This window comes from Ralstonia sp. 1B3 (genome assembly GCF_036631435.1).
Genome location: NZ_JAPNUG010000004.1, coordinates 1 through 24,892, shown reverse-complemented (window position 1 = coordinate 24,892; position 24,892 = coordinate 1). Strand labels below are relative to the sequence as shown.

Here is a 24,892-nt window from a genome sequence, read left to right as displayed (position 1 = left end):
AGTATCTCACTGGTGGAACACATGGATTTGCTTGCGCTCGCCGATTTCAATCTGGTCGCCCGGCATGGAAGCTTTGGTGAGGCCGCCCGCGCGACGGGGCGACCGAAGGCCACGCTGTCTCGCCGGGTCTCGGAGCTGGAGGGCAGCCTTGACCTCCGATTGTTTGAGCGCGGATCGCGCGGGCTCAAGCTCACCCAGGAAGGCCAGGCGCTGTATGAACGTACCGGCACGCTGCTCGCCGAGATTGCCGAGACCGCCGCGGCAATCGCATCGGGAAGCGAACGCCCGCGCGGCCGACTGCGCATCAGCGCGCCCATGCTGTTTTCCCAGATTGCGATGGGCAAGCTGGTGGCCGCGTTCGCGTTGAAGTATCCCGACGTGCAGCTGGAGGTGACGACCGAAGACCGCGGCGTCGACATGATCGAGGAAGGGTATGACCTCGTGATCCGAGTCAACCCGGACCCGGACGAAAGCCTGATCGGACGCGTGTTTCTGCGCGATCGCCTGGTCGTCGTGGCAAAACCGGGACTTGCGCGGCCAACAGGCAAGAGCGCTGCGCCGGCCGTTCTGCGCGGTGCCGGCACCGGAAGTGCGGCGTGGGACATCACGGGGCCCAAGGGCAAGGCGCGCATCGCGATCAAGCCCGTCGCGCACTTGTCGTCGCTGATCATGGTGCGCGACACCGTCCGTCTTGGCGTGGGTGCGGCCTGCCTGCCGGTGTCCCTCGTGGCGCAGGATCTGGAGGCCGGCACGTTGGTGCATTGGGGCGATGTGGATGGCCCCGATATCGCGCTATGGGCGCTCTATCCTTCCCGGCGGTTGCTCAGCGCTCGTGTTTCCGCTTTTCTTGAGCATCTCAAAGACGCGTTCCCGACGGGCGAGCCCGAAGAGCTGGCAGCCTATCTCCGTTCCGCCTCCTAGGGATCCGGTTATAGAGCCTGCGGGTCTCCGCGCATGTCCGGCAATGGGCGATGCGCGATCTCTTCTGCCTCGGCGTGGCTCAGCCCAAGCATGCGCAGCAGTGCCGATGCCGCCCGCTCCGGAAAATCGCTCTTGCTGTCGCTGAGGCTTGCCAGCAGCGTGGCCGCCGGCTCCGATTGCGCATCGATCTGCACGCCGACAGCCACGGCGGCGAGGACGGTGCCGCCAACGGAAATCAGGCTCATCAATGGATCGGGCGCGTCAAACCGACCTGCCGCGACGCCACGCCCGATATCGCGAAGCAGCCGCTGGCCAAGCCCGCGACTCAGGATGCGCGGCGAGAATCCTTCGCGAATCAGGAACTGCCCCCACACCGGCTCACGTCGCGCGCGCAGCAGCGTGTGCCGCACCGATACGGCAATCACTTCGGCCGGGTCGGCAAGGCCCCCGGCAATCCGGTCCAGCGTGTCTGCGAACTCTTCGAACACCCAGTCCGTCAGCGCCAGGTAGATCGCCTCTTTCGATTCGAAGTGGTTGTAGAACGAGCCAAAGCCGACATCCGCGGCCTCGGTGATCTCGTTGATCGCAACGCCCTCCATTCCCTTCTCGGCCATCAGTTTGAGCGCCGCCTCTAACAGGCGCGAGCGTGTCTCGCGTTTGCGACGCGCTCCGCGCGGCTCCTTTTCTTCAATGGCGTTGGCCGCTGCAGCCGCTGTGGCGGATTTAGTGGCCTTGGCGGGGCGGGGGTGGAAGTCCGGGGCATGGAGTCGAGTCGATGAAGCGGGGGTTAGAGTTTAACCTGATCAAAATTGACAAACTTATCAGTTATGATTTTAATATCGAAAACGCCCGCCCCAAGGGCGATACAAGAACAGGAGTTCGCGTGGAGACAGCTGCACATGAGGCGCAGGAAGCGCTTCCGTTCGCGCCCCGGTCATCCCAGGCCGTCGATTTGCCTTCCGCAGTCGACGTGCTGATCGTGGGTTTCGGCCCGGTAGGCGCCATGGCTGCAAATCTGCTGGCCCGATACGGCGTACGGGTGCTGGTCGTCGAGAAATCCACGGAGATCTTCATGGCGCCTCGCGCCATCGCACTCGACAACGAAGCGCTGCGCATTCTGCAGATGGCGGGCATTGGCGAGCGCGAACTCGACACCATTGCGATCCCGTTTGTGCGCATGCGCTCGCCGGTGTTTGGCGAATTCGCGCGCGTCAATACGCTCGGCGGCGCCGACGGCCATCCGAAGCTCGTCACGTTCTACCAACCCGATCTTGAGCGCAGCCTGCGGCGCCAGCTCCAGCAATACGACGGCGTGCACACCGCGCTGGGCGCCGAGTGCAAGGGGCTTGAAGCCGCCGACGACCACGTCGTCGCTTCAGTCGCGTTGGCTGACGGACAGACGCATCGCGTGCGTGTGCGCTACGTCATCGGCGCAGACGGCGCCAGTTCCGTCGTGCGCGGGATGATCGGCCAGGCCTTCAAGGGCAAGACCTTTGCCGAAGACTGGCTCATCGTCGATGCGCGCAACGTGCCGCGTCCGATCGACCACGTTGAGTTCCTCTGCAACCATCGTCGCCCGACGCCTCACATGACGGCCCCGGGCGGTCGTGAACGCTGGGAGTTCATGCTCAGCCCCGGTGAGACGCGCGCCGAAATGGAATCGGACGAACGCATCCGCGGCTTGCTCAAACCGTGGTGCAACGTCGACGACATCGTCATCGAGCGCAAGGCCGTCTATCGCTTCCACGCGCGTGTGGTCGATGCGTTCAGCAAGGGGCGCGTGTTTCTTGCCGGAGACGCCGCACATCACGCCGCCGTTCGTTGGGCAAGGGCTCGTTGCTGGCCTGCGGGATGTGGCCAATCTGTGCTGGAAGTTGGCTTGGGTCGTCCAGGGTCGCGCGGCTCCGGGCATCCTGGATTCGTACGACCGTGAACGGCGTCCGCATGCGAAGGCGATGATCAATCTCGCAAAGTTCATGGGCAAGCTGGTGATGCCGCGCAACGCCGGCGTGGCGCTGCTCACGCACGGGCTCATGCGCCTTGTGCGCCTGGTTCCCCGCTGCGCACGCAGCTCGAAGAACTCGGCATCAAGCCGAAGAACGCGTTCGCACGCGGACTGTTCGTCAATGGAAAGGGTGGCTCGCGTTTGCGCCGTGGCGCCGTGCTTGCCCAAGGCTGGGTGCGCGGCGGTGATGGTACGACCCAATTGAGCGATGACGTGTTTGGCGGCGCGCTCGCGTTGATCGGGTTTGGCCAAGACGTCAGCGCACAACTGGATGCCGGCACCGCCAACGCGTTTGCCGCGGTGGGCGGCAAGGTGTTCCGCATCACGCATCGTGGCCAGCGCCTGCACGCCGCGCAAGGCGAGTCGTGGGAAGACCTGGAAGGGGTTTTCCTGCCGCGTTCCGTGCCCTTTGGTTGGGCCGTTGTCGTCCGCCCCGATCGCACCATCGTCCATGACGGCCCGGCAGAGGATGCCGCGCGCCTTGTACGAGAAAGCCTCGCATTGCTCGGCGCATCTGCCGGGCAGGCGTCTTCCTGGCTCCTGTCGCACGCGCCGCTTGAGGTCTCACCATGAAACTCACGACTGCCCAACCTGCACGCCACCCGAACCCGACCACCAAGGCGATCGAACTCGCTTACCTGATCTTCGAGCGGCCGGATCTGACCAAGGCAGAGCAATTCCTGACCGATTTCGGCCTGCACACCGTGGCGCGCGACGACGAACGGCTGTTCATGCGCGGCACCAGTGCCACCCCGTTCTGCTACGTTGTCCACAAGGCAGACACAGACCGCTTTGTCGGATTCGGCTTGCGTGTTGCCGACGGCAAGATCTGGAAGCGCTGGCGCGCGTGCCGGGCGCATCGGGCGTGGAGCCGATCACCGCACCGGGCGGCGGACTCTGCGTGCGCCTGCGTGACCCTTCCGGCTTTCGCGTTGATGCGGTTTGGGGCCAGGCGCCCAGCGGCACGCTGCCGCATCGCACGGCAATGGCGTTCAATACGGCCGACAGCATCGTCCGGGTGAATGACACGCAGCGCGTTCAGGCGAAGCCGCAAGAGGTCATCCGCCTGGGCCACGTCGTGCTGGAAGTGGCCGACTACCAGGCCACGAGCGCCTGGTACACACAGCACTTCGGCTTCATTCCCAGCGATGTGCAGGTGCTGCCCGATGGCTCACCGGCGGTGGCGTTCATGCGGCTCGACCTGGGCGCAACGCCCGCCGACCACCACACGCTCGCGCTGGCGCAGGGCTTCGCGCCGATCTACAGCCACAGCGCGTTTGAAGTCGTCGACGCCGACGCCATCGGCATGGGCCAACGCATCCTGCGCGAGCGCGGCTGGAAGCATGCGTGGGGCATCGGCCGGCACATTCTCGGCAGCCAGATCTTCGACTACTGGCAAGACCCTGGGGCGACAAGCACGAGCACTACTGCGACGGCGACATGTTCACCGCCGACCAGCCCACCGGCATCCATGCCGTGAGCCGTGAAGCGATGTCGCAATGGGGCCCCGTCATGCCGCGCAGCTTTACGAAGCCCAAGCTCTCTCTGTCCAAGCTCGTCGCGCTGCTGCGCAACCTGCGCAACAGCCCCGACCTGACTGTCGGCAAGTTGCGCACGCTGGCCAAGCTTTTCGCGTAACCCTTCCTTTACGACAGCCCCGATACGCCCATGGCACTCAATGTCCTCCATTACCGATACCAGGGTCGCGCCCAGTGGGGCGTGATCCGCGCCGGCATGATCACGCCCATGCCGGGCGATTTCCCGACCACCGCGGCGTTTCTCCAGTCCAACACGGTGGAAGCGCTTTCGGGGCTGGCCGGCCCGGCCATCAAGGTGTCTGAGGTCGAGATCCTCTCGCCGGTCACGCGCAATCAGCAGTTCGTCTGCCTGGGTGCGAATTACCGCCAGCACATGATCGAATCGGGCATGAACCCCGACGCCAAGCACTTCAACATGGTGTTCACCAAGGCGCCGGGCTGCATCGTGCCAGCCACGTCCGATGTGGTGCGGCCAAGCCACGTTCGGTTTCTCGACTACGAGATCGAACTGGGCCTCGTCATGAAGCGCGAGATGACGACGCGCGAGTCGGTCACGGATGCCAACCTGCATGACTACGTGGCGGGCATCGTCATCGTGAACGACTACTCGGCACGCGACATCCAGATTCCGCAGATGCAGTTCTACAAGGGCAAGAGCTATCGCACGTTCGGCCCGGTGGGCCCGTACCTGTGCCTGCTGCAGCCACGCGACTTTGACCGGCTGCGCGATCTGCAGCTCAGGCTAAGCGTCAACGGCGTGATCCGGCAGAGCGATTCCACAGCCAACCTCGTCCACGGGCCCGCAGAAACCTTGACCGAGCTATCGGGCGTTCACGATCTGCACACCGGTGACCTGATCGCCACGGGCACGCCCGCCGGCTGCGCGCTCAGCGTGCCGTCCCCGCCAAGCAGCGCATCGCCGCGCTGTTGCCGGAAGCCACCAAGTGGCGGATGTTCATGAAGGTGCAGGCTGCGCGCCCGCAATACCTGAAGCCCGGCGATGTTGTGGAAGCGCGCATCTTCAGCGCAGACAGCGAGATCGACCTCGGCACACAGCGCAACCGCGTGGTGGAAGACGCAGCATGAACGGCATTGCAAACCAGGGCGACATCCTCGCCATTGAAGCGCGGGGAATGCCCGCAGACCTGCCGACCAGTACGTACGAAATGATCCGCCGCGGCGCCGCCATCAACCCGTCTGCCCCGGCGCTCTCGTTCTTCCTGCGCGCGGCAGATCACCGCAAGGCGCAGACGTGGACGTATCGCGAGCTCGTGCGAGACATCACGCGCACGGCCAACCTGTTCACGCGGCTAGGGATTCGCCGCGATGAAGTGGTGGCCTACGTGCTGCCGAACCTGCCTGAAACGCATTTCGTGATCTGGGGCGGCGAGGCGGCGGGCACGGTCTGCGCCATCAACCCGCTGCTTGAAGGGCCCGCCATTGCCGAACTGCTGAAGGCTGCCGGCGCGCGCGTGCTGGTTACGCTCGCGCCATTTCCCGGCACCGATCTGTGGCCGAAGGTGCAGCGCATTCTGGGCGACGTGGCATCGCTGGAGCATCTGGTGCTCGTCAACCTGGCCGACCGTGTGCGCGGGCCCAAGGGTTGGATGGCGCGGCTCGTGCAGCGCAGGGAATGCAAGCGCCTCCATGGCCGGGAAGGTGTGCGTGCCGCCGTGCCGCGACATATCCAGCTTCACGATTTCGGCCGGGCGATGGCGCGCGAATCCGGCGCAACGCTGGCGTTTCCGCGGGTCTTCAATGTGGGGGATACCTCTTCATATTTCTGCACGGGCGGCACCACCGGCCTGCCCAAGATTGCCATGCGCAGCCATGGCAACGAGGTGGCCAATGCGTGGGCCGCAGGCCAGTTCCTCGGCAACAGCGTGGGGCCCGGCAAGACCATCTTCTGCGGGTTGCCTCTGTTTCATGTGAACGCCGTGCTGGCGACCGGTCTTCTGCCGTTTTCCAAGGGCGCGCACGTAGTGCTCGGCACGCCCCAAGGCTATCGCGGCGAGGGTGTTGTCGCGCGCTTCTGGGAGATCGTCGAGCGCCATCGCATCAACTTTTTCAGCGCGGTGCCGACGTTGTATGCGGCGTTGCTCGATGTGCCCGTTGGCAAGCACGACATCGGCTCGCTGCAGTACGGCCTGTGCGGTGCGGCACCCATGCCCGTAGAAGTCTTTCGCACGTTCCAGCAGCGTACCGGCGTCAAGATTCTGGAGGGCTACGGCCTGACCGAAGGCACGTGCGTGAGCAGCGTCAACCCACCGCTGGGCGACCGGCGACTCGGCTCCATTGGCCTGCGTGTGCCGGGCCAACTCATGAAGGCCATAGTGCTCGGTGAAGACGGCCGGTATCTGCGTGATTGCACTACCGACGAAGCTGGTGTCCTCGTCATCTCGGGCCCGAACGTCTTCGGCGGCTACGTGCAGCCCGAGCACAACAAGGGACTGTGGATCGACCTGGGCGATGGCCGTGCGTGGCTCAACACGGGCGATCTCGGCCGCGTGGACCGTGACGGCTATTTCTGGCTGACCGGCAGAAAGAAGGAACTCATCATCCGTGGCGGCCACAACGTCGATCCGGCCACCATTGAAGAGCCGCTGCACCGGCACCCGGCTGTGCAGATCGCGGCAGCCATCGGGCGGCCCGATGCACATGCCGGCGAGCTGCCCGTGGCGTACGTCCAGCTCAAGCCCGGCGCCACGGCCAGCCACGAAGAACTAGCCGACTTCGTGCGCGAAACCATCCTCGAACGCGCTGCGCAGCCAAAGCAGATTCACATCGTTGATGCCATGCCGCTCACGGCGGTGGGCAAGATCTTCAAGCCCGCGCTCAAGCGCATGGAAACCGCCGATGCCTTGCACTGCGCGCTGCGTGAGGCGGGTATCGAGGGCGTTCGCCTCGTGCTGGATGAAGACAAGACTACCGGCATCTCGGTACGTGCCGGCCTGCGTGATCCTGCATCGCACGACGGCGTGGCAGCGGTCCTTGGCCGATTCCCGTTTTCGTTTTCCATCTCGCCAGACGGAGGCGCGCCTCCCTAGTCCGTCACGCCCCAGCCTGCCTTAGCCAATACAACGATTCCAAAACAGGAGACACACCATGGCGCACTTCACTCTGCGCTCCGCCCCCGCTCGTCCTCTTTTTGCCGTGGCGGCCGCCATCGCAATGGCAGCTCCCGTGGCACATGCCCAATCAAACGAAGCGCAGACCGCCAGCGATGGCAGCTTCTTTGACCGCTACATACACGGGCGCAACGTGCTCTCGGTTGGGGTACTTCATATTCATCCCACGGATTCGTCAACGCCGCTTTCCACTTCGACCAGCGCGCTCGGCCTGGGTACCTATGAATCGCCTGGCACCAGCGCCAAGACGGGCAGCTCCACCACGCTGTCAATTACGCAGACGTATTTCGTCAACGACAACTGGGCCGTTACGGCGGTCGGCGGCATCCCGCCCACCACTGGCATCTACGGTCGCGGCAAGGTCATCGCGCCGGTGCCGGCGCTTGGCAACCTCACGCTCATTGATCTGGGACTGCCGAAGAACAACCCGGTCGCATCTGCCCGTGCGTGGAATCCTGCGCTCATTGGGCAGTACTACTTCGGCACCGCGCAGAGCAGGCTGCGGCCGTTCATTGGGGCGGGCGTCAGCTACAACTTCTTCACCCAACTGCGCCTGAACCCGAATTTCGTCAACGCCATGCAGAACCTCGGCCAAGTCCTGCAGTTGGGCATGGGCCAGATCCCGACCGGCCCCGCCAAAGTGTCGGCAGCGACCTCCAGTTCCTGGGCGCCAGTCGCCAACATCGGCATGTCGTACGAGTTCGCCCAGAACTGGACGCTGGTCGGTACCGTCGCCTATCTACCGCTCAAGACCACTTCGACCATCACGCTGCGTAGCCAGGAAGGCCAGGTACTGGCCGTCAACAAGACGGTGATCAACGTGAAGCCGGTCGTCTTCAGCCTGAATGTTGGATACCGGTTCTAGTGGGCCGCCCACCACTGCGTAACTACGTGAAGGGATGCAGTTACCGGGAATGCAAGGGCAGGCCAGGCACAAATCCATCGATGATGTCTTCGGCCATCTTCGCGGCAGCGCGTTGCCGTTCCGATGCTGTCCCATTGGGTGGCCAGCAGTGGGAAGATCCGGGAGCGTTCGGTACTCGGTGGCTGCCCTTCCTCGCAGATCAACACGGAAGCACTGTAAGACCGATCGGGACGAGGCTCGTGCCATTCACGAGGCGGATCGAACAGATAGATGAGGGGTAAACATCGAACCCCTTGTAGCGGCAAATCGGATAGGCGTCCACGGCAATCTCCGTTGAAAGGGTGAGCCCACTGTACGCGCTTTCCGCGTGCTCCATTGGACTATCCCCGAATAACCAAATGCGGGCGAAGCGGCTTCTGCGCGCTGCGCGTTCCTGCGGGTCTGAGTTCTCCCTCCCAAGGCTGCACGCGCATATCGAGGGTATGGTCGCCCTGTGCAGTCTTAGCGTGGAGGCCGTCTCGGACCACTTGCCCGATGGCCAGCCGACACAACGCTTCAATGCTGCCCATGGCTGCGGCTGCCAGATCCGGCGCGCTTGCCAACAGCCTGAAGGACCGTCTTCCTTCACCGACGAAACTGGTGAACTGCACGCAGTTCGGCTCCCCGTCGCGGATAAAACCGACGGTGATGGAATACGCCATGCTTTTTTCCGCTCCGGGGAGGGTGCAGAGAAAGCTCGTCTTGTCTGACGCATGAGTCATCTTGCTTCCTGGCTGGTCATGCGAGCAACGCGCCTCGCCAACGCAATTTCAAAAAGGTAGGGGGCAGGGGCTAAGAAACGCCTCGCGCCCGTTACAGCGACGCCACCGATTCGCCGGGTACGAGACCGTTGATGACGTCTTCACCAAACTTCAGCACACCCCGTCTCGCGGTGCCGACGTTCTCCCAGGCGGTCAGTGTCATTCGGAAAACGCGCGAGTGCTCGGCGCCAGGTTCATGACCTTGGCGGCAGATCATTACAGAGGCGTTGAATGTGCGGTCGGGGCGCGTTCGCGGCCATGATTGGACCGTCTCCGTCCTGTACACCAATGGATACAAATCGAAACCCTTGTACGTGGCTGACGGGCTTGCATTCATGAATGACTCCAACCGAGGGTGGGCGTGATCGGTGCCCGGCTAGGCATCGACAATGACGGTGAACAGCAATCCGCTGATTAGCCTGGTCGGTTATGAATTCACCCCAAGATGATCGACGGTGATCACGAACGTCCGATCTCCGAGGCCTTCCCGGACATGCATACCCAGGTGCGCCCGCAGAAAGCGGTCAAGCATGCACTGCAGCTGACAAAGGTCTTGCCGATCTGCGTGCATCAACTGAGCCATGACGTCGTGCGTGAAGGCGATCGTCAGCGTTCTCACACGCCAGATACGGCTGCCGAATTCAGGCACTTGCCAGTTTGCCGCCAGCACATTCGGGCTGGAGTGCCACGTCCGCACGTCCTGCCCCGTAATTTCATCCAGCACCGGCTTGGTAAACGCGACAAGGTCGAGCATCACGGATCTCCATGACTTGCATCGCGCGTCGGAGCATCAACAGGCAAGTGTCCGTGTGCGGAACAGGTGAGGACGACGGCGTGGACGGCTTGATCCAGCGTAGGAGGCGTTACCGAGCGCTGTGATCATAAGTGCGGGTAACAATGCTTTCGTACTGACGGATGCAAGAACCGGAACGCTATGGTCGGTGCCCCACTGTACTCTCATAAGTGCATGGCGGCGTGACGATCTTTCGAAGTGCGGTATCGCATGCTGCTCGCGCTCAGTGGTGGAGGTAAGCCAAGGCGAAAAGGAAAAAGGGCAGCCGCTGCGCTCCAGGCATGTCGTTCACGACGAGCAGGGGTTGCAAGAAGCTGTTACCATGCGCAACCTTTGCCCATCGTTCAAATTCATCGGGCTGGGTGCCCAGCAAAAAAACACATAAAGCGCTGGCCACCCGTCGGGCGTACACCCGAATCACCTTGGGCCGTGTGGCCCATCACCTACCTGACCGGCGGTTTATCCGCTCCGTATGCAGCGCGCATGTACTGGCGTGCTCTCCTACGCAAGTACGGTCACCTCGTTTCCAATCGCTTGCGCCATGCATTTGCATGCCTGCGGCAAAGCATTGGCCTTACCCATCGTGGCGTAGCTCGTCAGCCCGGAACTGGTTTGCCCAGCGCCCCGCCTGCATCTGCTCTCGCCCGAACCTAGCACTGTATTGAACAAAGTCGACTCCCCGTACACGGTATCCGTGTACCCAATTGAACAAGAACCCGGCGTCTGGTTTGCCACCTATCTCATCAACGAGTACCGGGATGGCACGGAACGTCTTCTGGCCAACGTCTCGATGCGCCACAACGTGCATGGCACCGAAGCCCTCGCGAGGAATGCCGCGCGGCTTGCCGGAAGAGCAGCCATCGCACGCCTGACGCACCGCCACACGAACTGAACCACGCAAGCCGCCCTAGGGCGGCTTTTTCGCTTGCGGCAACGGCAGGCGCAACTCCGAAGTCAAAGGGAAGGAAATCACCATGTCTGCCAGTGAAGAGTGGGAAGAGCTGCATCTGACGCCCCAGGGGTGGAAAGATGGCAGCTATCGGCACGTACCGGGTGATGCGGTCATCGTCACGCCACCGGCCGATGATGTACTGACGGTGCGCAGGCATGTGGCTGCCGTCTATGGCGGCCCCTCACGCGTGACGGAAGACAGAACGCCGCGCACCGATGACATGAGCCAGATCGAGCAATTGCTGTTGAAGTACGGCGGCCCTGTGTTTGGCGTCTAGCCGAAGACGATGTTGACGAACGCGTAGCCTAATGCCAAGGCGCTTCCCTTGGCGCCCGCCCCATATCAGGCCCACGTTACTTAAGAGAGGAGTTGGCATGACACTTTGCCGCGATTGCCTTGCGATCGAAGTCCACCGACTTGGTGCGCCAGGCCATGCTTTCCTGAGAATCACTGACACGCAGCGCATCAAAGCCTCCAAGACTTCCGCCGTCACGGTGAGCACGTTCATATGCCGCACGTGCGGCGCGAACTGGACCTATCGCGAAGGGAAAAACGTGCCCAACCCGGGATGGTCCCTCGATGATTAGGCGACTGCATTGCCGACGCCATTGCGCCATGGCATCGCCTCGCTCTGCTCGTGCGTTCCAAGGCGTGCGATCAATCAGGGGCGTCTGTGGCTTGAACATGGACGGTCAAGCGTCGACGTCGAACCCTGGAGGGCGGCATGCGAGCCTCAAACCGTCGCATTCCGCAGTCTGAGCTCCAAATTTCCGACCTCCGAGAAATGCCTTCCACCCTCTGACGGTCGAGCGTCGGCCTCAACGGGACAACGTCGACCCTTTGACGGCGAAGCACGGGTCTCCGAGGTCCGATGGGTCGGATGTTTTTGGCCCGCGTTCGGACCTCGGAGGGCCATGCGCGGGTGTTTGACCGCGGAACGTCGCGCTCACACACCCGCAATCGAAGGTTTGAGATCGACGAGCGCCTCACCAGAGGATCAGCATGCGACGTTTTGCGAGACGGTAGCGTTGTCGGCACGGCCGGCTATACCATCCGCTGAGCCAGGCCCATCAATCTGCTGCCATGATCAACCCACACCGCATCGATTTTGTTTCTCTGTCGCTGTTCGCTTTGGTGGCGCGCACCGGCAGCATCAGCAAGGCGGCCGCATTGGCGCATCTGGCGGTTGGCGCTGCGAGCAAGCGGATTTCCGATCTGGAGGCCGGGATGGGCGCGCCGCTGTTGGAGCGCCATTCGCGGGGTGTGACGCTCACAGTGGCCGGCCAGGCGCTCTACCGCCATGCGCAGCGCATCCTCGCGGACGTCGATCTGCTTGCCGCCGAATTGTCGGACTTCACCTCGGGCATCGTCGGCGTCGTGCGGCTCTGGGCGAATACCTCCGCAGTGACGCAATTCCTCCCACAGCAGCTGGCAACGTTCACGCAGGCCAATCCGGGCATCCGCATCGAGCTGGAAGAGAAGAACAGCAGCGATATTGTCCTGGCCGTGCTCGACGGCCGGGCTGACGTCGGCATCTTTGCGGACCGTACGCCGACGCTCGGCCTGCAGTGTCTGGATTACCGCGAAGACCATCTCGGGCTGGTCGTGCCCAAGCAACATCCGCTCAGCCGTCGCAGAGAACTTCATTTGGCGGAAGCCCTCGACTACGACTTTGTCAGCCTGTCAGAAGGGACATCGCTGGCCGAACGCTTACAGACCGAAACCGAGGCCATGGGGCGTCGCCTCAAGCTGCGCATTCGCGTGCGAAGCTTCGACGCAATGTGCCAGATGGTCGCCGCCGGGATGGGTGTCGCCGTGCTCCCCTTGCAGGCGGTACGTGAGTTGGTGCGCTCAATGCAGCTGCGCCAGATCGCGCTCAAGGATGACTGGGCCCAGCGGAGCCTGTTGCTGGGCCTGCGTGACATCAATGCGGTGCCACGCCATGTCCGCACATTGATCGAGCATCTGAGGTCGACCACCCCGTAGGTTCCAAAGCGGCTTTCGCGTTTCGTGAAAGCTCGGTTCTCGCATTTGTTCTTCTGCCGCGGCCCGGCCACAACCAGAATGCCTGCACGCGCCATTCAGAGCGCACCACAACGATGCAGGTTGCCAGCCTCACCCCTGTGAGCGCCCCGTCGCCTGACATCGGCATCCACAGGAGACAACGATGGCTGGCACGGAAACCATGCCGCTTCAGGCGGCCACACCACCGACGCAAATCGACGAAGCCCGCATCGTCAGCAAGATCGCGTGGCGCGTCATGCCACTGATCATGGTGTGTTATCTGTTCGCGTTCTTTGATCGCATCAACATCAGCTTTGCCAAGTTTTCATTGCAGACCGACCTGGGTCTGAGCGACACCGCATACGGGCTCGGCGCCGGGCTGTTCGTCGTGGGCTATGTGCTGTTCGAGGTGCCGAGCAACCTCATGCTGTACAAGGTGGGCGCCCGGCGGTGGATTGCCCGCATCATGGTTTCGTGGGGCATTGCCACCGCCCTGATGGCGTTTGTGCAAACCGAATGGCAATTCTACGGCCTGCGCTTCCTGATTGGTGCGATGGAGGCAGGTTTTGCTCCGGGCGTGCTGTACTACCTGACGATCTGGTTTCCGGCGGCTTACCGCGGCCGGATGACGTCCATGCTGTTCCTGGCATCTGCGTTTGCAGGGCTGCTTGGGGCGCCTGCATCGGGCCTGGTGCTTTCACACATGGACGGTGTGCTTGCCATGCGCGGCTGGCACTGGTTGTTTCTGGTGGGCGGGCTGCCGTGCGTGCTTCTTGGATACATCGTCTTCAAGGTGCTCAAGGACCGCATTGAAGATGCCCGTTGGCTTGCGCCGGAGGAGCGTGCGCTGCTGAGTGCCAACATCGCGCGGCAGAACCGCGATATAGCCGGCCACTCGCTGATCGGTGCGTTGAAGACGCCGGGTTTCCTCATGCTCGGGCTCATCTACTTCCTGATCCAGGTGAGTTCGTACGGCCTGAACTTCTGGGCGCCGCACATGATTCGCACGTCTGGAATCACCAACCCCACCACCATCGGTCTGCTGACGGCTGTGCCCTACCTGTGCGGGGCGATCACCATGGTCGTCGTGGGCCGTGTGTCAGACCGTACGGGCGAACGTCGCAAGTTCGTGATTGGGCTGATGCTGCTGGCCTCGGTGGGATTCTTCAGCGCCGGCATTTTTGACAAGCAAACCGCCATGCTGGTCCTGGCCCTCGCGATGATGGGCGCGGGCGTAGTGGCCGCGATTCCCGCGTTCTGGGCGCTGCCTCCCAAGCTCGTCGCAGGCGCCGGGGCAGCAGCCGGCATTGCCCTGATCAACACGCTGGGCCAGCTGGGCGGCATCGTGAGCCCGGTGGTCGTCGGACGCATCAAGGACATGGCGGGCAGCACCACGCCGGCGCTCTACCTGATTGGCGGCCTCGGGCTTGTGTGTGCGGCCATCCTGACGTTCGCGATGCCAGCCCAGCTGCGCGCAAAAGACTGAGGCAGAGAGATGGAACAGCAACACGTGCAACCCGGTAACGGAATCGATCGCGCTCCCATGGCACTTCAAGGGGTGCGCGTTATCGAGATGGGGCAATTGATCGCCGGGCCTTTTGCTGGCAAGACGCTCGGTGAGTTCGGCGCCGAGGTGATCAAGATCGAGCCACCCGGCGCGGGCGACCCCCTGCGCAACTGGCGCATGCTGAAGGACGGCACCTCCGTTTGGTGGCAGGTGCAGTCCCGAAACAAGCGCTCGGTGGCGCTCGACCTGCGCAACCCGGAAGCGCAAGAGATCGCGCGAGAACTGATTGCTTCAGCCGATGTGCTCATTGAGAATTTTCGCCCCGGCACGCTGGAAAGCTGGGGGCTCGGTTGGGATGTGCTGTCGGAACTGAACCCGGGCCTGGTGATGTTGCGTATCTCTGGCTACGGGCAGACGGGGCCATACCGTGATCTGCCCGGGTTCGGCGCCATTGGCGAAGCCATGGGCGGCCTGCGTCATCTCACCGGCGAGCCGGGCCGCATACCTGTGCGGTGCGGCATCTCCATTGGCGACACGCTCGCCGCGTTGCACGGCACGATCGGCATCCTCACGGCGCTGTACCACCGCAAAGTGAACGGCGGCAAGGGCCAGGTCATCGACGTGGCTCTGAACGAGGCTGTGCTCAACGTCATGGAAAGTCTGATCCCGGAGTACAGCGCGTTTGGTGCCGTACGAGAGGCTGCCGGCAGTGCGTTGCCAGGCATCGCACCGTCAAATGCCTATCGGTGTGTGGACGGCTATATCCTCATCGCTGGCAATGGTGACAGCATCTTCAAGCGCCTGATGCACACCATCGGGCGCACCGATCTCGCGGACGATCCTGCCTTTGCCAATAATGCGGGCCGTGTCGCTCGGGTTGAAGAACTTGATGGCGCCATTGGCAGCTGGACGGCATTGCGAACGGTCGAAGAGGCGTTGCACCTGCTGGCTGAAGCGCGCGTACCGGCCGGGAAAGTCTATACCGCCAAGGACATCGTTGAAGACCCGCACTACCGTGCACGGGACATGATCCTCTCGCAGCGCACCCGTGAAGGGGACACGTTGGAAGTGCCGGGCGTGGTCCCGAAATTGGAGGGCACACCGGGCACCGTTCGCACCGCTGCGCCACGATTGGGAGAGGACACGACTGCGGTGTTGCGAGAACTCGGCATCGCCGATGATCAGATCGACGTGCTGCGGAACAAAGGAGTCATCGCATGACTGCCTGGAACGGGAATCGCCGCCGCATCCACATCCAAGAGGTCGGCACGCGGGATGGATTGCAGGCCGAATGCACCTTTGTACCCACTGAAGAAAAGATTGCGCTGATCGATGCGCTGTCCTCTTTGGGTCTGGCCAAGATCGAAGTCACCGGCTTCGTTTCGCCCAAGGCCATTCCCGTCCTGGCTGACGCAGAGGCCGTGATGAAAGGCATCCGCCGCGCGCCAGGCACGGTGTACAGCGCGCTCGTGCCGAACGTGCGGGGCGCCGAGCGTGCGATCGACTGTGGGGCGGATGAGGTGAACCTTGTCATGTCGGCCACCGAAACGCACAACCTCGCAAATTTGCGCATGACCCGTGAGCAGTCGTTTGGCGGGCTGCGCGAAGTGGCTGCGTTGGCTCGCAGGGCTGGCGTTCGCGTCAACGTCTCGCTCTCATGTGCATTCGGCTGTCCGATGGAGGGCGAAGTCGAGATGGCAACCGTGCTGGACTGGGCGGAGCGCTTTCACACGCAGCTGGGCGCCGACAGCATCACGCTGTGCGATACCACCGGGATGGGGTATCCCACGCAGGTGAACACGCTTGTGCGAGCGTTCCGTGCGCGATGGGCCGATGCCGCGTTGACGCTGCACTTCCATAACACCAGAGGCATGGGGCTCGCGAATGTGCTGGCGGCAATCGAGGCCGGCGCAGAGAGCTTCGACGCTTCACTGGGTGGCATTGGGGGGTGTCCGTACGCACCTGGCGCCACCGGGAACATCTGTACCGAAGATACCGTGCATGCGCTTGAACTGATGGGCTACGACACGGGAGTCGACCTGGCCGGTCTGGTGGCGGTATCGCGTCGCCTTCCTGCGCTGCTGGGGCATGACACGCCAAGTCAGATCGCTAAAGCCGGACAACGGCTTCAACTGCATCCTGCTCCGCACGACCTCGAGGCGATACGAGCGCGAGCGGAAGCGCGAGTCTGACAAGGTAGTCAGCGCAATCCAGTCAGCCGTTTGCTGTTGGGGGGATGCAGGCTCCGCTGTCGGAGCTTGCGTGTCCGCCTCTTCGACGGCATTGCTCAATAGGGCTTGAGCACTGTACAGGCGCGTGGGTATAGGCATTCAGCACCCAGGAAAGGTCGGCCGCAGTGGCTTGCGGAAATCCTGCACGTAATGCGCTGAACGCAGCAAACAGCATCGTGCCGTCCATCGAAACCAGGAACACCGCAACGCTGGCCACCCCGAACACTGGCCAAGGGGATGCGGTGTCGAGGTGTGCATTGGGCAAAATCGAAGCGTTCGCGGCAGAAGCCGCGGCTGCTGAGCTGTCTGGATTCGTCATTAGGCTCTTCCGATAATGTGTGAGCCGGATCTGCTTCGGGCAACACGTTTCAGGAGAGCCCGAACGTCTTGCGCAGACTTGAGTCGACCGGTCCTGCCGGCATGAAACGGCGCAGCTTGCTCAGAAGGGATGCTTCGCCTTTGGGGGTAAGGCGCATCTTCCATGCCCCCAGTGCAGCATCGACGATGGTGCTTGCGACACCATCGGGGTCCGGCGCCTTCTGGACGCTTTTTGAATGGCCTGTGAAACAACACCACGCTCCGCGTCATAGGCCGCGACTTTGGAAGCCGCATGGGGCGCGTTGGTATCCAGGCTGGTCTTGGTGAATGAGGGTTCCACAAGCGAGACACGAATGCCGAACTTGCGCACCTCGTGGTCCAGCGTCTCGGACATTCCCTCCACTGCGTGCTTAGATGCCGAATAGAGGCCCATGTAAGGCGCCGGCAGAAAGCCCAGCACCGAGCTGATGTTGACGATGCGTCCAGAACGCTGCGCCCGCATATGCGGCAATACGGCTTGCGTGGTACGCAGGATGCCGAACACGTTGGTGTCGAATAGGGTCTGTGCTTCGGCAACCGATGTTTCCTCAGTTGCGCCGAGCAGGCCCACACCAGCGCTGTTGACCAGCACATCGATGCGGTCCGCTCGCCTGATGATGGTATCGACACCGTGCCGAACCGAGGCTTCATCGCGGACATCCATCTGGATCAGTTCAACGCCGGCGATTGGCTGTGTTCTTGCGAGGTTGCGTACGGTGCCGAACACTCTGCAGCCTCGCAGGGCAAACTTTGCAGCGGTGGCACGGCCGATGCCCGAGGACACGCCGGTGATCACGACAACTTTGGAATTCGACATGGCAGCTTCTTTGTGTATGGGTGAGTGGGGCTTGCGGTAAATGGGTTCTTCAGTGCGCGCTATTGGCTGGCAATTGCGGTCGATGTATCGGGCTGCCAGCCACCACCCAGCGCCTTGAAGGCGGCGACGGCGGCGCGTGCCGATTCGGTTTGCGCTTGCGCGCGCGCATCCGATGCACGCAGCAAGCTTTCGTCGGCTTGCAGGACTTCGATCAGGCTGACGACGCCTTTTTGGTACGCGGCAAACGAAGCGTTCCGCGCGCGGCTGAGCGAATCGACGCCTTGCGTGAGCACGGCGGTCTGTTCCTCGCGCTTGACCAGTGCAGAGAACGCGTCTTCCACGTCTTCCGTGGCGCGCAGCACGGCGAGCCGGTATGCGGCCAGCATCTCGGCTTCCTGGGCTTTGGCCTGATCGATCTGCGCATTGATGCGACCGAAATCAAAGAGGCGCCAGCGCAGGCCGAGCACGCCAGCAAACTGACTGGCGCCACTGCCGAATAAGCTGCCGGCGCCCACCGATGTGGCGCTACCCAGCAGGCCGCTAAGCGAGAACTTCGTAGTACTCTGCAATGGCAACGCCGATGCGCGCGTTGGATGCCTCCAGGCGACGTTCAGCAACGATGAGATCCGGCCGGCGCCTTAGCAACTCGCTTGGCGATCCATTGATGGCGATCTGCGGCGCGGCCGGAATGTCGGCGTCTTGCGCAAGCTCCGTCCGATGTGTACCCGGCAGCGCGCCGAGCATTACGTCCAGTGCGTTCATCGCCGCGTGGAGGCCCGTCTCAAGCTGCGGGATGGACGCGCGCACCTGAGCGAGCGCGCCCTCTGCCTGCCTGACTTGAAGCTCGGCAGCCAGCCCCTTGCCGTATAGCAGGTTGATGGTGGAGAGCAATTCCTCCTGTGTTTGCACCTGGTGACGGGCCACCTTCAGGCGCGTTTGCAAGCCGCGGATGGTGATGTAGATATCAGCGGTCTGCGCGGCCACTGCCAGCCGTGTGGCGACTGCGCCTGCCCGGGAGGCCTGATAGTCGGCCAATGCTGCCTCTCGGCCACGGCGCAGTCCGCCGAATACGTCCAGTTCCCAGCTTGCGTTGACGTCGGCCTCGAACGCGTTGCCGTAGCGGTCGAAGCCCGGCCTTGCATTCAATACGCGGCCTAGAGGCGTTTCGACGGACTGATATGCACGCGCCGCTTGGCCTGTGACATTGCCCGAGGGCAGCAACGCGGCGTTGGCCGCACCCAGACCAGCGCGCGCTTGTGTAACACGGGCGAAGGCTTGGGCGAGGTCCAGGTTCTGTTCCAACGCGAGTTGAACAAACCGTGTGAGCTGCGGATCGCCAAAACCGGCCCACCACGCGGACAGATCCGCTGGACCATGGGCGGGCCGTTGCTCGACCGAGGTCTGACCCAGGAATCGATCGGGAACCGGCGCCTCCGGCTTCACATAGTTGGGGCCGACAGCGCACCCTGTGGCCAGGCCGGCAACGAGAAGGGCTGCAAGGGAGTGTTTTGGCAACATGGCGACGTCCATCGAAGTTTTGAGTGACTATAGTACAAATCGGTCACAAGTTGTTCAACTATCTCGACTGGCGTAAGCTGAAGCCCATGAAAACCACTCCTTACCCCGTTTCCGCCCGCGGCCCGGCGGACCATGACGTACGAGATCAGATCGTCGCCGCCGCCACCGAGCACTTCAGTCGGTACGGCTACGAGAAGACCGCTGTGTCCGATCTGGCCAAGGCGATTGGTTTTTCCAAGGCCTACATCTACAAGTTCTTCGAGTCCAAGCAGGCCATTGGCGAGATGATTTGCGCCAACTGCCTGCGCGAGATCGAGTCCGACGTGAATGCCGCTTTGGCCGAGGCCGGGTCCCCGCCGGAGAAGCTCCGCCGCATGTTTAAAGCCTTGACGGAGGCTAGTCTTCGGCTGTTTTCCCACGACCGTAAGCTCTACGAAATCGCTGCCTCGGCTGCGACCGAGCGGTGGCAGTCGGTGATCGCCTATGAGGGCCGCATCCAGCAACTGCTGCGCAATGTCCTGCAGGAGGGGCGCGAGACCGGAGACTTCGAGCGCAAGACGCCGTTAGACGAGGCTACGGCGGCCATCTACCTGGTCATGCGTCCGTTCATGAATCCGTTGCTTTTGCAGTACAGCTTCGACTACACGGAGGTCGCGCCTGGGCTGCTTTCCAGCCTCGTACTCCGAAGCCTTTCTCCCTGACGCTCAGATTTTTGTATGTGACCATTGACTAAATTAGTCACTTGAACAAGAATGAAAGCCCAGATCATCCTGTCGATGGGGCTTTCATGCTTTCGCGTCGCTTTATCACCTCTACCGCTGTTCTTGCATTGCCGCTGACGTTGACCGCTTGCGGCGAAAAGGCTCCCGGCGACCCGCGCACCGAGGCCCCATTGGTGCGTGTTGCATTCGTTCAGCCCGTTGCGTCGGCATCCCGATCGTTCACGGGTGTCGTGGCTGCCCGGGTGCAGAGCGACCTCGGCTTCCGCGTGCCTGGCAAGGTGCTGGAGCGGTTGGTGGATGCAGGTCAGACCGTCAAGCGCGGGCAGCCTCATGCGCATCGACCCGGTCGATCTGAAGCTCGCCGCGCATGCGCAGCAAGAAGCCGTAGCGGCCGCCGCGCACGCGCGCAGCAGACGGCGGAAGATGAAGCGCGCTACCGCGATCTGCGCGGGACTGGCGCGATTTCCGCTTCCTCTTACGACCAAGCTAAGGCGGCGGCGGACGCGGCAAAAGCGCAATTGAGCGCCGCTGAAGCGCAGGCGGATGTCGCCCGCAACGCCAGCCGTTACGCAGAACTCGTTGCCGACGGTGACGGCGTGGTCATGGAAACGTTGGCCGAGCCCGGCCAAGTCGTTAATGCCGGGCAGGCGGTGGTGCGCTTGGCTCACGCTGGCCGCCGTGAGGCAGTGGTCCAGTTGCCGGAAACGTTGCGTCCCGCAATCGGCTCGGTCGCGCAGGCCACGTTGTTCGGCAGGGAAGGCGACGGCACGCCCGCCAAGCTGCGGCAACTATCGGATGCTGCGGACCGGCTTACCCGCACGTATGAAGCGCGCTATGTGCTCGACGGCGATCTGGCCAACGCGCCGTTGGGCGCGACCGTCACGATTCGGATTCCCGAGCGGGCAGCGACGGCGCAAGGCGATCTTCAAGTGGCCGATTTGCAGGTACCCTCGGTGCCGTGTTCGACGCCGGCAAGGGCCCCGGCGTGTGGGTCATCCAGGGTGATCCAGCGAAGGTCTCGTGGCGGTCCATCGCGCTCCTGCGCCTAAGCGATGAAGGCGCCCGCGTTGCAGGCCAGGTCAAGCAGGGAGACCGCATAGTCGCGCTCGGCGCACAACTGCTACGCGAAGGACAGCAAGTGCGCGTGGCAGGTCAGCAGGCCGCTACCGCAGTTGCTGCAATTGCAGAGGTGCGCCCGTGAGCCAAGGTCGTTTCAACCTCTCGGCCCTGGCGGTGCGCGAGCGTGCCGTTACGCTGTTCCTCATCTGCCTCATCTCGCTGGCGGGGCTTATTTCGTTCTTCAAACTGGGCCGCGCGGAAGACCCGGCGTTTACGGTCAAGGTGATGAACATCGTCACTGTGTGCCGGGCGCCACCGCGCAGGAAATGCAGGACCAGGTGGCTGAGAAGATCGAAAAGCGCATGCAGGAGCTGCGCTGGTACGATCGCACGGAAACGTACACGCGGCCCGGTCTCGCGTTCACTACGCTAACGTTGCTCGATAGCACGCCACCATCGGAAGTGCAGGAGGAGTTCTATCAAGCGCGCAAGAAGGTCGGTGACGAGGTGGCCAACCTGCCGTCCGGCGTGATCGGACCCATCGTCAATGACGAATATTCGGACGTGACCTTTGCCCTGTTTGCACTGAAGGCACAGGGCGAGCCGCAACGTGCGCTCGCGCGCGATGCGGAGACGCTGCGCCAGCGCCTGCTGCACGTGCCAGGCGTGAAGAAGGTGAACATCATCGGCGAACAGTCCGAGCGCATCTACGTCGAGTTCTCACATGACCGGCTGGCGACGCTCGGCGTGAGCCCGCAAGACGTGTTTGCCGCGCTCAACAGCCAGAATGCACTGACGGCCGCCGGCTCGGTCGAAACGAAAGGGCCGCAGGTGTTCATCCGCCTGGATGGCGCGTTTGACGAGCTGCAGAAGATTCGCGATACGCCGGTGGTCTCGCAGGGCCGCACGCTGAAGCTCTCGGACATTGCCACTGTCAAGCGCGGTTATGAAGACCCCGCCACATTCATGGTGCGCAATGGCGGGCAGCCCGCGTTGCTGTTGGGCGTCGTCATGCGCGATGGATGGAACGGGCTCGATCTGGGCAAGGCACTCGACAAGGAAGTCGGCGCCATCAATGCGGACATGCCGCTCGGCATGAGTCTGACTAAGGTGACGGACCAAGCCGTCAACATCGCCGGTGCAGTCGACGAGTTCATGCTCAAGTTCTTTGCTGCGCTACTGGTGGTGATGCTGGTGAGCTTTATCAGCATGGGCTGGCGCGCAGGCCTTGTGGTGGCCGCAGCCGTGCCACTGACGCTCGCCGTGGTGTTTGTGGTCATGGCCGCGACAGGAAAGAACTTCGATCGCATTACCCTCGGGTCGCTGATCCTGGCGCTGGGCCTGCTAGTGGACGACGCGATCATCGCCATCGAAATGATGGTGGTGAAGATGGAAGAGGGCTACAGCCGCGTGGCCGCTTCGGCCTATGCGTGGAGCCACACCGCCGCGCCCATGCTGTCGGGCACGCTGGTCACGGCCGTCGGCTTCATGCCCAACGGCTTTGCGCGATCCACGGCGGGTGAATACACCAGCAACATGTTCTGGATTGTCGGCATTGCGCTGATTGCATCCTGGGTGGTCGCGGTGGTGTTCACGCCGTACCTGGGCGTGAAGATGCTGCCCGATTTCAAGAAGGTCGAAGGCGGCCACGATGCGATTTACGACACCCCGCGCTACAACCGCTTCCGAGTGCTGCTCGGGCGCGTGATTGCGCGCAAATGGCTAGTCGCGGGCGCGGTGGTGGGCCTCTTCGCCTTGGCCATTGCGGGCATGGCGGTGGTTAAGAAGCAGTTCTTCCCGATCTCGGATCGCCCAGAAGTGCTGGTCGAGGTGCAGATGCCTTATGGCACGTCGATCAACCAGACCGACGCGGCGACCGCAAAGATCGAAGCCTGGCTCGCCAAGCAGAAGGAAGCCAAGATCGTGACGGCTTATATCGGCCAGGGCGCGCCGCGCTTCTATCTGGCAATGGGGCCGGAGCTGCCCGACCCCTCGTTCGCCAAGATCGTGATCCGCACCGACAGCCAGGAAGAGCGTGACATGCTGAAGCAGCGGCTACGTCAGGCGGTTGCAGATGGTCTGGCCCCGGGGGCGCGTGTACGTGTCACGCAGCTTGTGTTCGGGCCATATTCGCCGTTCCCCGTTGCCTATCGCGTCACTGGCACGGATGCGGAAACGCTGCGGCGTATCGCTGCTGATGTGCAGCATGTCATGGACGCCAGCCCGATGATGCGCACGGTCAATACGGACTGGGGCACGCGCGTCCCCACGCTGCATTTCACCTTGCAGCAAGACCGTCTGCAAGCCGTTGGCCTGACTTCCAGTGCCGTCGCGCAGCAACTTCAATTTCTGCTCAACGGCGTTCCGGTGACGGCAGTGCGCGAAGACATCCGCACCGTGCAGGTGACGGCGCGCTCGGCCGGCAACGTGCGGCTCGACCCGGCCAAGGTCGGAGACTTCACGCTGGCCGGTGCCAATGGGCAGCGCATTCCCCTCTCGCAGATCGGCAAGATCGAGGTGCGCATGGAGGAGCCCATCATGCGCCGTCGCGACCGCATGCCGACCATCACGGTGCGTGGCGATATTGCCGACGGTCTGCAACCGCCCGATGTGTCGACCGCCATCAGCAAGCAGCTTCAGCCCATCATCGAGAAGCTGCCGAGCGGATACCGCATTGAGCAAGCCGGTTCAATCGAAGAGTCGGGCAAGGCGACGAAGGCCATGCTGCCGCTGTTCCCTATCATGTTGGCCGTGACGCTGCTGATCCTCATCTTCCAAGTGCGATCCATTCCGGCGATGGTGATGGTCTTCCTGACCAGTCCCCTCGGGCTGATCGGCGTGGTGCCGACGCTGATCCTGTTCGGCAAGCCGTTCGGCATCAACGCGCTGGTCGGCCTGATTGCGCTGTCAGGCATCTTGATGCGCAACACGCTGATCCTAATCGGTCAGATCCAGCACAACAAGGATGAGGGGCTGGACCCGTTCAGGGCCGTCGTAGAGGCTACGGTGCAGCGAGCGCGTCCGGTGATCCTCACCGCCTTGGCCGCCATCCTCGCCTTTATTCCGCTCACCCATTCGGTGTTCTGGGGAGCACTGGCTTACACCCTGATTGGCGGCACGTTCGCAGGGACGATCCTGACGCTGGTGTTCTTGCCAGCCATGTACTCCATCTGGTTCAGGATTGGGCCGGGCTATGCGACGAAGGCGCCGCCGGATCGGCATCAGACCGAACAACAGGCAGGGAGCCTTGTGCCGGAGTAACGCCGACTAGAAAGCGTATGTGCTGGGCAGGTGTTTCAGTCAGAGGGGCTTAATTTCATTGAAGAAGATGATTGCCAAGTCGGAAGTACCTAGCGTGCTCGCTCTCGCACCGCTGACAGCTTCGCGTGCCACGACGGTCGCCCAGTTTGAGCGGAGCGCGCAAAGGGAATGCGAAAGGCCCGTGATGGGAAATGGGGCCCTTTGATCCGCTCAGCGGCGGCATGCCGACCAGCACTCAGAATCAAGATGCCGGCACGATGAGGCTCACGGTGCCTCAGACGTTGTGTTGAATTCCGCGTATGCAGCGGTAAATTTTGGCTCACGCCTGCCCCGTGTTACCTCCGTTCTCTCTCGACCTTAGGGGCAGGCGTTTTTTTATTGATTGCATTCTGGAGTGACGGGCGCGGGAGCCTCG

General features: G+C 62.8%; 16 protein-coding genes and 8 pseudogenes. 16 read left to right on the top strand and 8 right to left on the bottom strand.

Annotation, left to right across the window (positions count from 1 at the left end; genetic code table 11):
• Positions 1 to 21: 21 nt before the first annotated feature.
• Positions 22 to 921: a LysR family transcriptional regulator gene (locus OWR21_RS01045; protein ID WP_332394410.1), complete on the top strand. Its 900-nt coding sequence runs from the start codon at positions 22 to 24 to the stop codon at positions 919 to 921.
• Between the two features lie 8 nt (positions 922 to 929).
• On the opposite strand, the gene OWR21_RS01040 is transcribed toward OWR21_RS01045, so the two are convergent.
• Positions 930 to 1,613 carry a TetR/AcrR family transcriptional regulator gene (locus tag OWR21_RS01040; RefSeq protein ID WP_332394417.1) on the bottom strand — a complete coding sequence of 228 codons (684 nt, stop codon included), beginning with the start codon at positions 1,611 to 1,613 and terminating at the stop codon, positions 930 to 932.
• Between the two features lie 311 nt (positions 1,614 to 1,924).
• On the opposite strand from OWR21_RS01040, the pseudogene OWR21_RS01035 reads away from it, so the two are divergent.
• From OWR21_RS01035 to OWR21_RS01015, 5 genes and pseudogenes are all read left to right on the top strand, one after another.
• Positions 1,925 to 3,499, top strand: a pseudogene (locus OWR21_RS01035) (FAD-dependent monooxygenase).
• Positions 3,496 to 4,564, top strand: a pseudogene (locus OWR21_RS01030) (VOC family protein). The pseudogenes OWR21_RS01035 and OWR21_RS01030 overlap by 4 nt, the downstream one beginning before the upstream one ends.
• Positions 4,565 to 4,594: 30 nt before the next feature.
• Positions 4,595 to 5,550: pseudogene (locus OWR21_RS01025) on the top strand (fumarylacetoacetate hydrolase family protein).
• Positions 5,547 to 7,511, top strand: a complete 1,965-nt coding sequence (locus OWR21_RS01020; RefSeq protein WP_332394408.1) for an acyl-CoA synthetase — start codon at positions 5,547 to 5,549, stop codon at positions 7,509 to 7,511. Before OWR21_RS01025 ends, OWR21_RS01020 begins: the two are co-directional and overlap by 4 nt.
• Before the next feature lie 58 nt (positions 7,512 to 7,569).
• On the top strand, positions 7,570 to 8,457 hold the full coding sequence (locus OWR21_RS01015; RefSeq protein WP_332394406.1) for an OmpW/AlkL family protein: 888 nt from the start codon (positions 7,570 to 7,572) through the stop codon (positions 8,455 to 8,457).
• 40 nt (positions 8,458 to 8,497) lie between these two features.
• On the opposite strand, the pseudogene OWR21_RS01010 reads toward OWR21_RS01015, so the two are convergent.
• The 4 genes and pseudogenes from OWR21_RS01010 to OWR21_RS00995 all read right to left on the bottom strand — a co-directional run bounded on the left by OWR21_RS01010 (position 8,498) and on the right by OWR21_RS00995 (position 10,011).
• Positions 8,498 to 8,833: pseudogene (locus OWR21_RS01010) on the bottom strand (hypothetical protein).
• A gap of 4 nt (positions 8,834 to 8,837) precedes the next feature.
• Entirely contained in the window at positions 8,838 to 9,218 is a 381-nt protein-coding gene (locus OWR21_RS01005) for a hypothetical protein (protein WP_316888400.1), read from the bottom strand.
• A 91-nt stretch (positions 9,219 to 9,309) separates the two neighbouring features.
• Entirely contained in the window at positions 9,310 to 9,594 is a 285-nt protein-coding gene (locus OWR21_RS01000; protein WP_316888398.1) for a hypothetical protein, read from the bottom strand.
• Positions 9,595 to 9,684: 90 nt separating this feature from the next.
• Positions 9,685 to 10,011: a hypothetical protein gene (locus OWR21_RS00995; protein ID WP_332394403.1), complete on the bottom strand. Its 327-nt coding sequence runs from the start codon at positions 10,009 to 10,011 to the stop codon at positions 9,685 to 9,687.
• Between the two features lie 700 nt (positions 10,012 to 10,711).
• Here OWR21_RS00995 and OWR21_RS00990 point away from each other — a divergent pair.
• From OWR21_RS00990 to OWR21_RS00960, 7 genes are all read left to right on the top strand, one after another.
• Positions 10,712 to 10,942 (top strand): isochorismatase, encoded by a 231-nt coding sequence (locus tag OWR21_RS00990; RefSeq protein WP_147216710.1) that lies wholly within the window; start codon positions 10,712 to 10,714, stop codon positions 10,940 to 10,942.
• 82 nt (positions 10,943 to 11,024) lie between these two features.
• Positions 11,025 to 11,279, top strand: a complete 255-nt coding sequence (locus tag OWR21_RS00985; RefSeq protein ID WP_147216712.1) for a translation initiation factor 1 — start codon at positions 11,025 to 11,027, stop codon at positions 11,277 to 11,279.
• Positions 11,280 to 11,376: 97 nt separating this feature from the next.
• Positions 11,377 to 11,589: a hypothetical protein gene (locus OWR21_RS00980; protein ID WP_147216714.1), complete on the top strand. Its 213-nt coding sequence runs from the start codon at positions 11,377 to 11,379 to the stop codon at positions 11,587 to 11,589.
• Between the two features lie 499 nt (positions 11,590 to 12,088).
• On the top strand, positions 12,089 to 12,988 hold the full coding sequence (locus tag OWR21_RS00975) for a LysR substrate-binding domain-containing protein (RefSeq protein WP_316889218.1): 900 nt from the start codon (positions 12,089 to 12,091) through the stop codon (positions 12,986 to 12,988).
• A gap of 199 nt (positions 12,989 to 13,187) precedes the next feature.
• The gene (locus OWR21_RS00970; RefSeq protein ID WP_332394416.1) at positions 13,188 to 14,492 is read left to right on the top strand and encodes an MFS transporter; all 1,305 of its coding nucleotides are present in this window, start codon (positions 13,188 to 13,190) and stop codon (positions 14,490 to 14,492) included.
• A gap of 9 nt (positions 14,493 to 14,501) precedes the next feature.
• Complete coding sequence (locus OWR21_RS00965; RefSeq protein ID WP_332394401.1) at positions 14,502 to 15,734, top strand: CaiB/BaiF CoA transferase family protein; 1,233 nt, start codon at positions 14,502 to 14,504, stop codon at positions 15,732 to 15,734.
• Positions 15,731 to 16,705, top strand: a complete 975-nt coding sequence (locus OWR21_RS00960) for a hydroxymethylglutaryl-CoA lyase (RefSeq protein WP_332394400.1) — start codon at positions 15,731 to 15,733, stop codon at positions 16,703 to 16,705. The genes OWR21_RS00965 and OWR21_RS00960 overlap by 4 nt, the downstream gene beginning before the upstream one ends.
• A gap of 127 nt (positions 16,706 to 16,832) precedes the next feature.
• Here the strand turns inward: OWR21_RS00960 and OWR21_RS00955 are convergent.
• From OWR21_RS00955 to OWR21_RS00945, 3 pseudogenes are all read right to left on the bottom strand, one after another.
• Positions 16,833 to 17,063 (bottom strand): annotated as a pseudogene (locus OWR21_RS00955) (MFS transporter); the annotation flags it as partial.
• Between the two features lie 49 nt (positions 17,064 to 17,112).
• Positions 17,113 to 17,918 (bottom strand): annotated as a pseudogene (locus OWR21_RS00950) (oxidoreductase).
• Positions 17,919 to 17,977: 59 nt separating this feature from the next.
• Positions 17,978 to 19,436 (bottom strand): annotated as a pseudogene (locus tag OWR21_RS00945) (efflux transporter outer membrane subunit).
• 86 nt (positions 19,437 to 19,522) lie between these two features.
• Here OWR21_RS00945 and OWR21_RS00940 point away from each other — a divergent pair.
• The 3 genes and pseudogenes from OWR21_RS00940 (at position 19,523) to OWR21_RS00930 (ending at position 24,477) form a co-directional block, all read left to right on the top strand.
• Positions 19,523 to 20,137 (top strand): TetR/AcrR family transcriptional regulator, encoded by a 615-nt coding sequence (locus OWR21_RS00940; RefSeq protein WP_147216723.1) that lies wholly within the window; start codon positions 19,523 to 19,525, stop codon positions 20,135 to 20,137.
• 194 nt (positions 20,138 to 20,331) lie between these two features.
• Positions 20,332 to 21,207 (top strand): efflux RND transporter periplasmic adaptor subunit, encoded by an 876-nt coding sequence (locus OWR21_RS00935; protein WP_332394396.1) that lies wholly within the window; start codon positions 20,332 to 20,334, stop codon positions 21,205 to 21,207.
• A gap of 148 nt (positions 21,208 to 21,355) precedes the next feature.
• Positions 21,356 to 24,477, top strand: a pseudogene (locus OWR21_RS00930) (efflux RND transporter permease subunit).
• The last annotated feature ends 415 nt before the right edge of the window (positions 24,478 to 24,892 follow it).

Bases quoted from the DNA above. Each gene is read 5' to 3' on its own strand.
- OWR21_RS01045 (WP_332394410.1), top strand. From the start codon at position 22: ATGGATTTGCTTGCGCTCGCCGATTTCAATCTGGTCGCCCGGCATGGA.
- OWR21_RS01020 (WP_332394408.1), top strand. From the start codon at position 5,547: ATGAACGGCATTGCAAACCAGGGCGACATCCTCGCCATTGAAGCGCGG.
- OWR21_RS01015 (WP_332394406.1), top strand. From the start codon at position 7,570: ATGGCGCACTTCACTCTGCGCTCCGCCCCCGCTCGTCCTCTTTTTGCC.
- OWR21_RS01005 (WP_316888400.1), bottom strand. From the start codon at position 9,218: ATGACTCATGCGTCAGACAAGACGAGCTTTCTCTGCACCCTCCCCGGA.
- OWR21_RS01000 (WP_316888398.1), bottom strand. From the start codon at position 9,594: ATGAATGCAAGCCCGTCAGCCACGTACAAGGGTTTCGATTTGTATCCA.
- OWR21_RS00995 (WP_332394403.1), bottom strand. From the start codon at position 10,011: ATGCTCGACCTTGTCGCGTTTACCAAGCCGGTGCTGGATGAAATTACG.
- OWR21_RS00985 (WP_147216712.1), top strand. From the start codon at position 11,025: ATGTCTGCCAGTGAAGAGTGGGAAGAGCTGCATCTGACGCCCCAGGGG.
- OWR21_RS00980 (WP_147216714.1), top strand. From the start codon at position 11,377: ATGACACTTTGCCGCGATTGCCTTGCGATCGAAGTCCACCGACTTGGT.
- OWR21_RS00970 (WP_332394416.1), top strand. From the start codon at position 13,188: ATGCCGCTTCAGGCGGCCACACCACCGACGCAAATCGACGAAGCCCGC.
- OWR21_RS00965 (WP_332394401.1), top strand. From the start codon at position 14,502: ATGGAACAGCAACACGTGCAACCCGGTAACGGAATCGATCGCGCTCCC.
- OWR21_RS00960 (WP_332394400.1), top strand. From the start codon at position 15,731: ATGACTGCCTGGAACGGGAATCGCCGCCGCATCCACATCCAAGAGGTC.
- OWR21_RS00940 (WP_147216723.1), top strand. From the start codon at position 19,523: ATGAAAACCACTCCTTACCCCGTTTCCGCCCGCGGCCCGGCGGACCAT.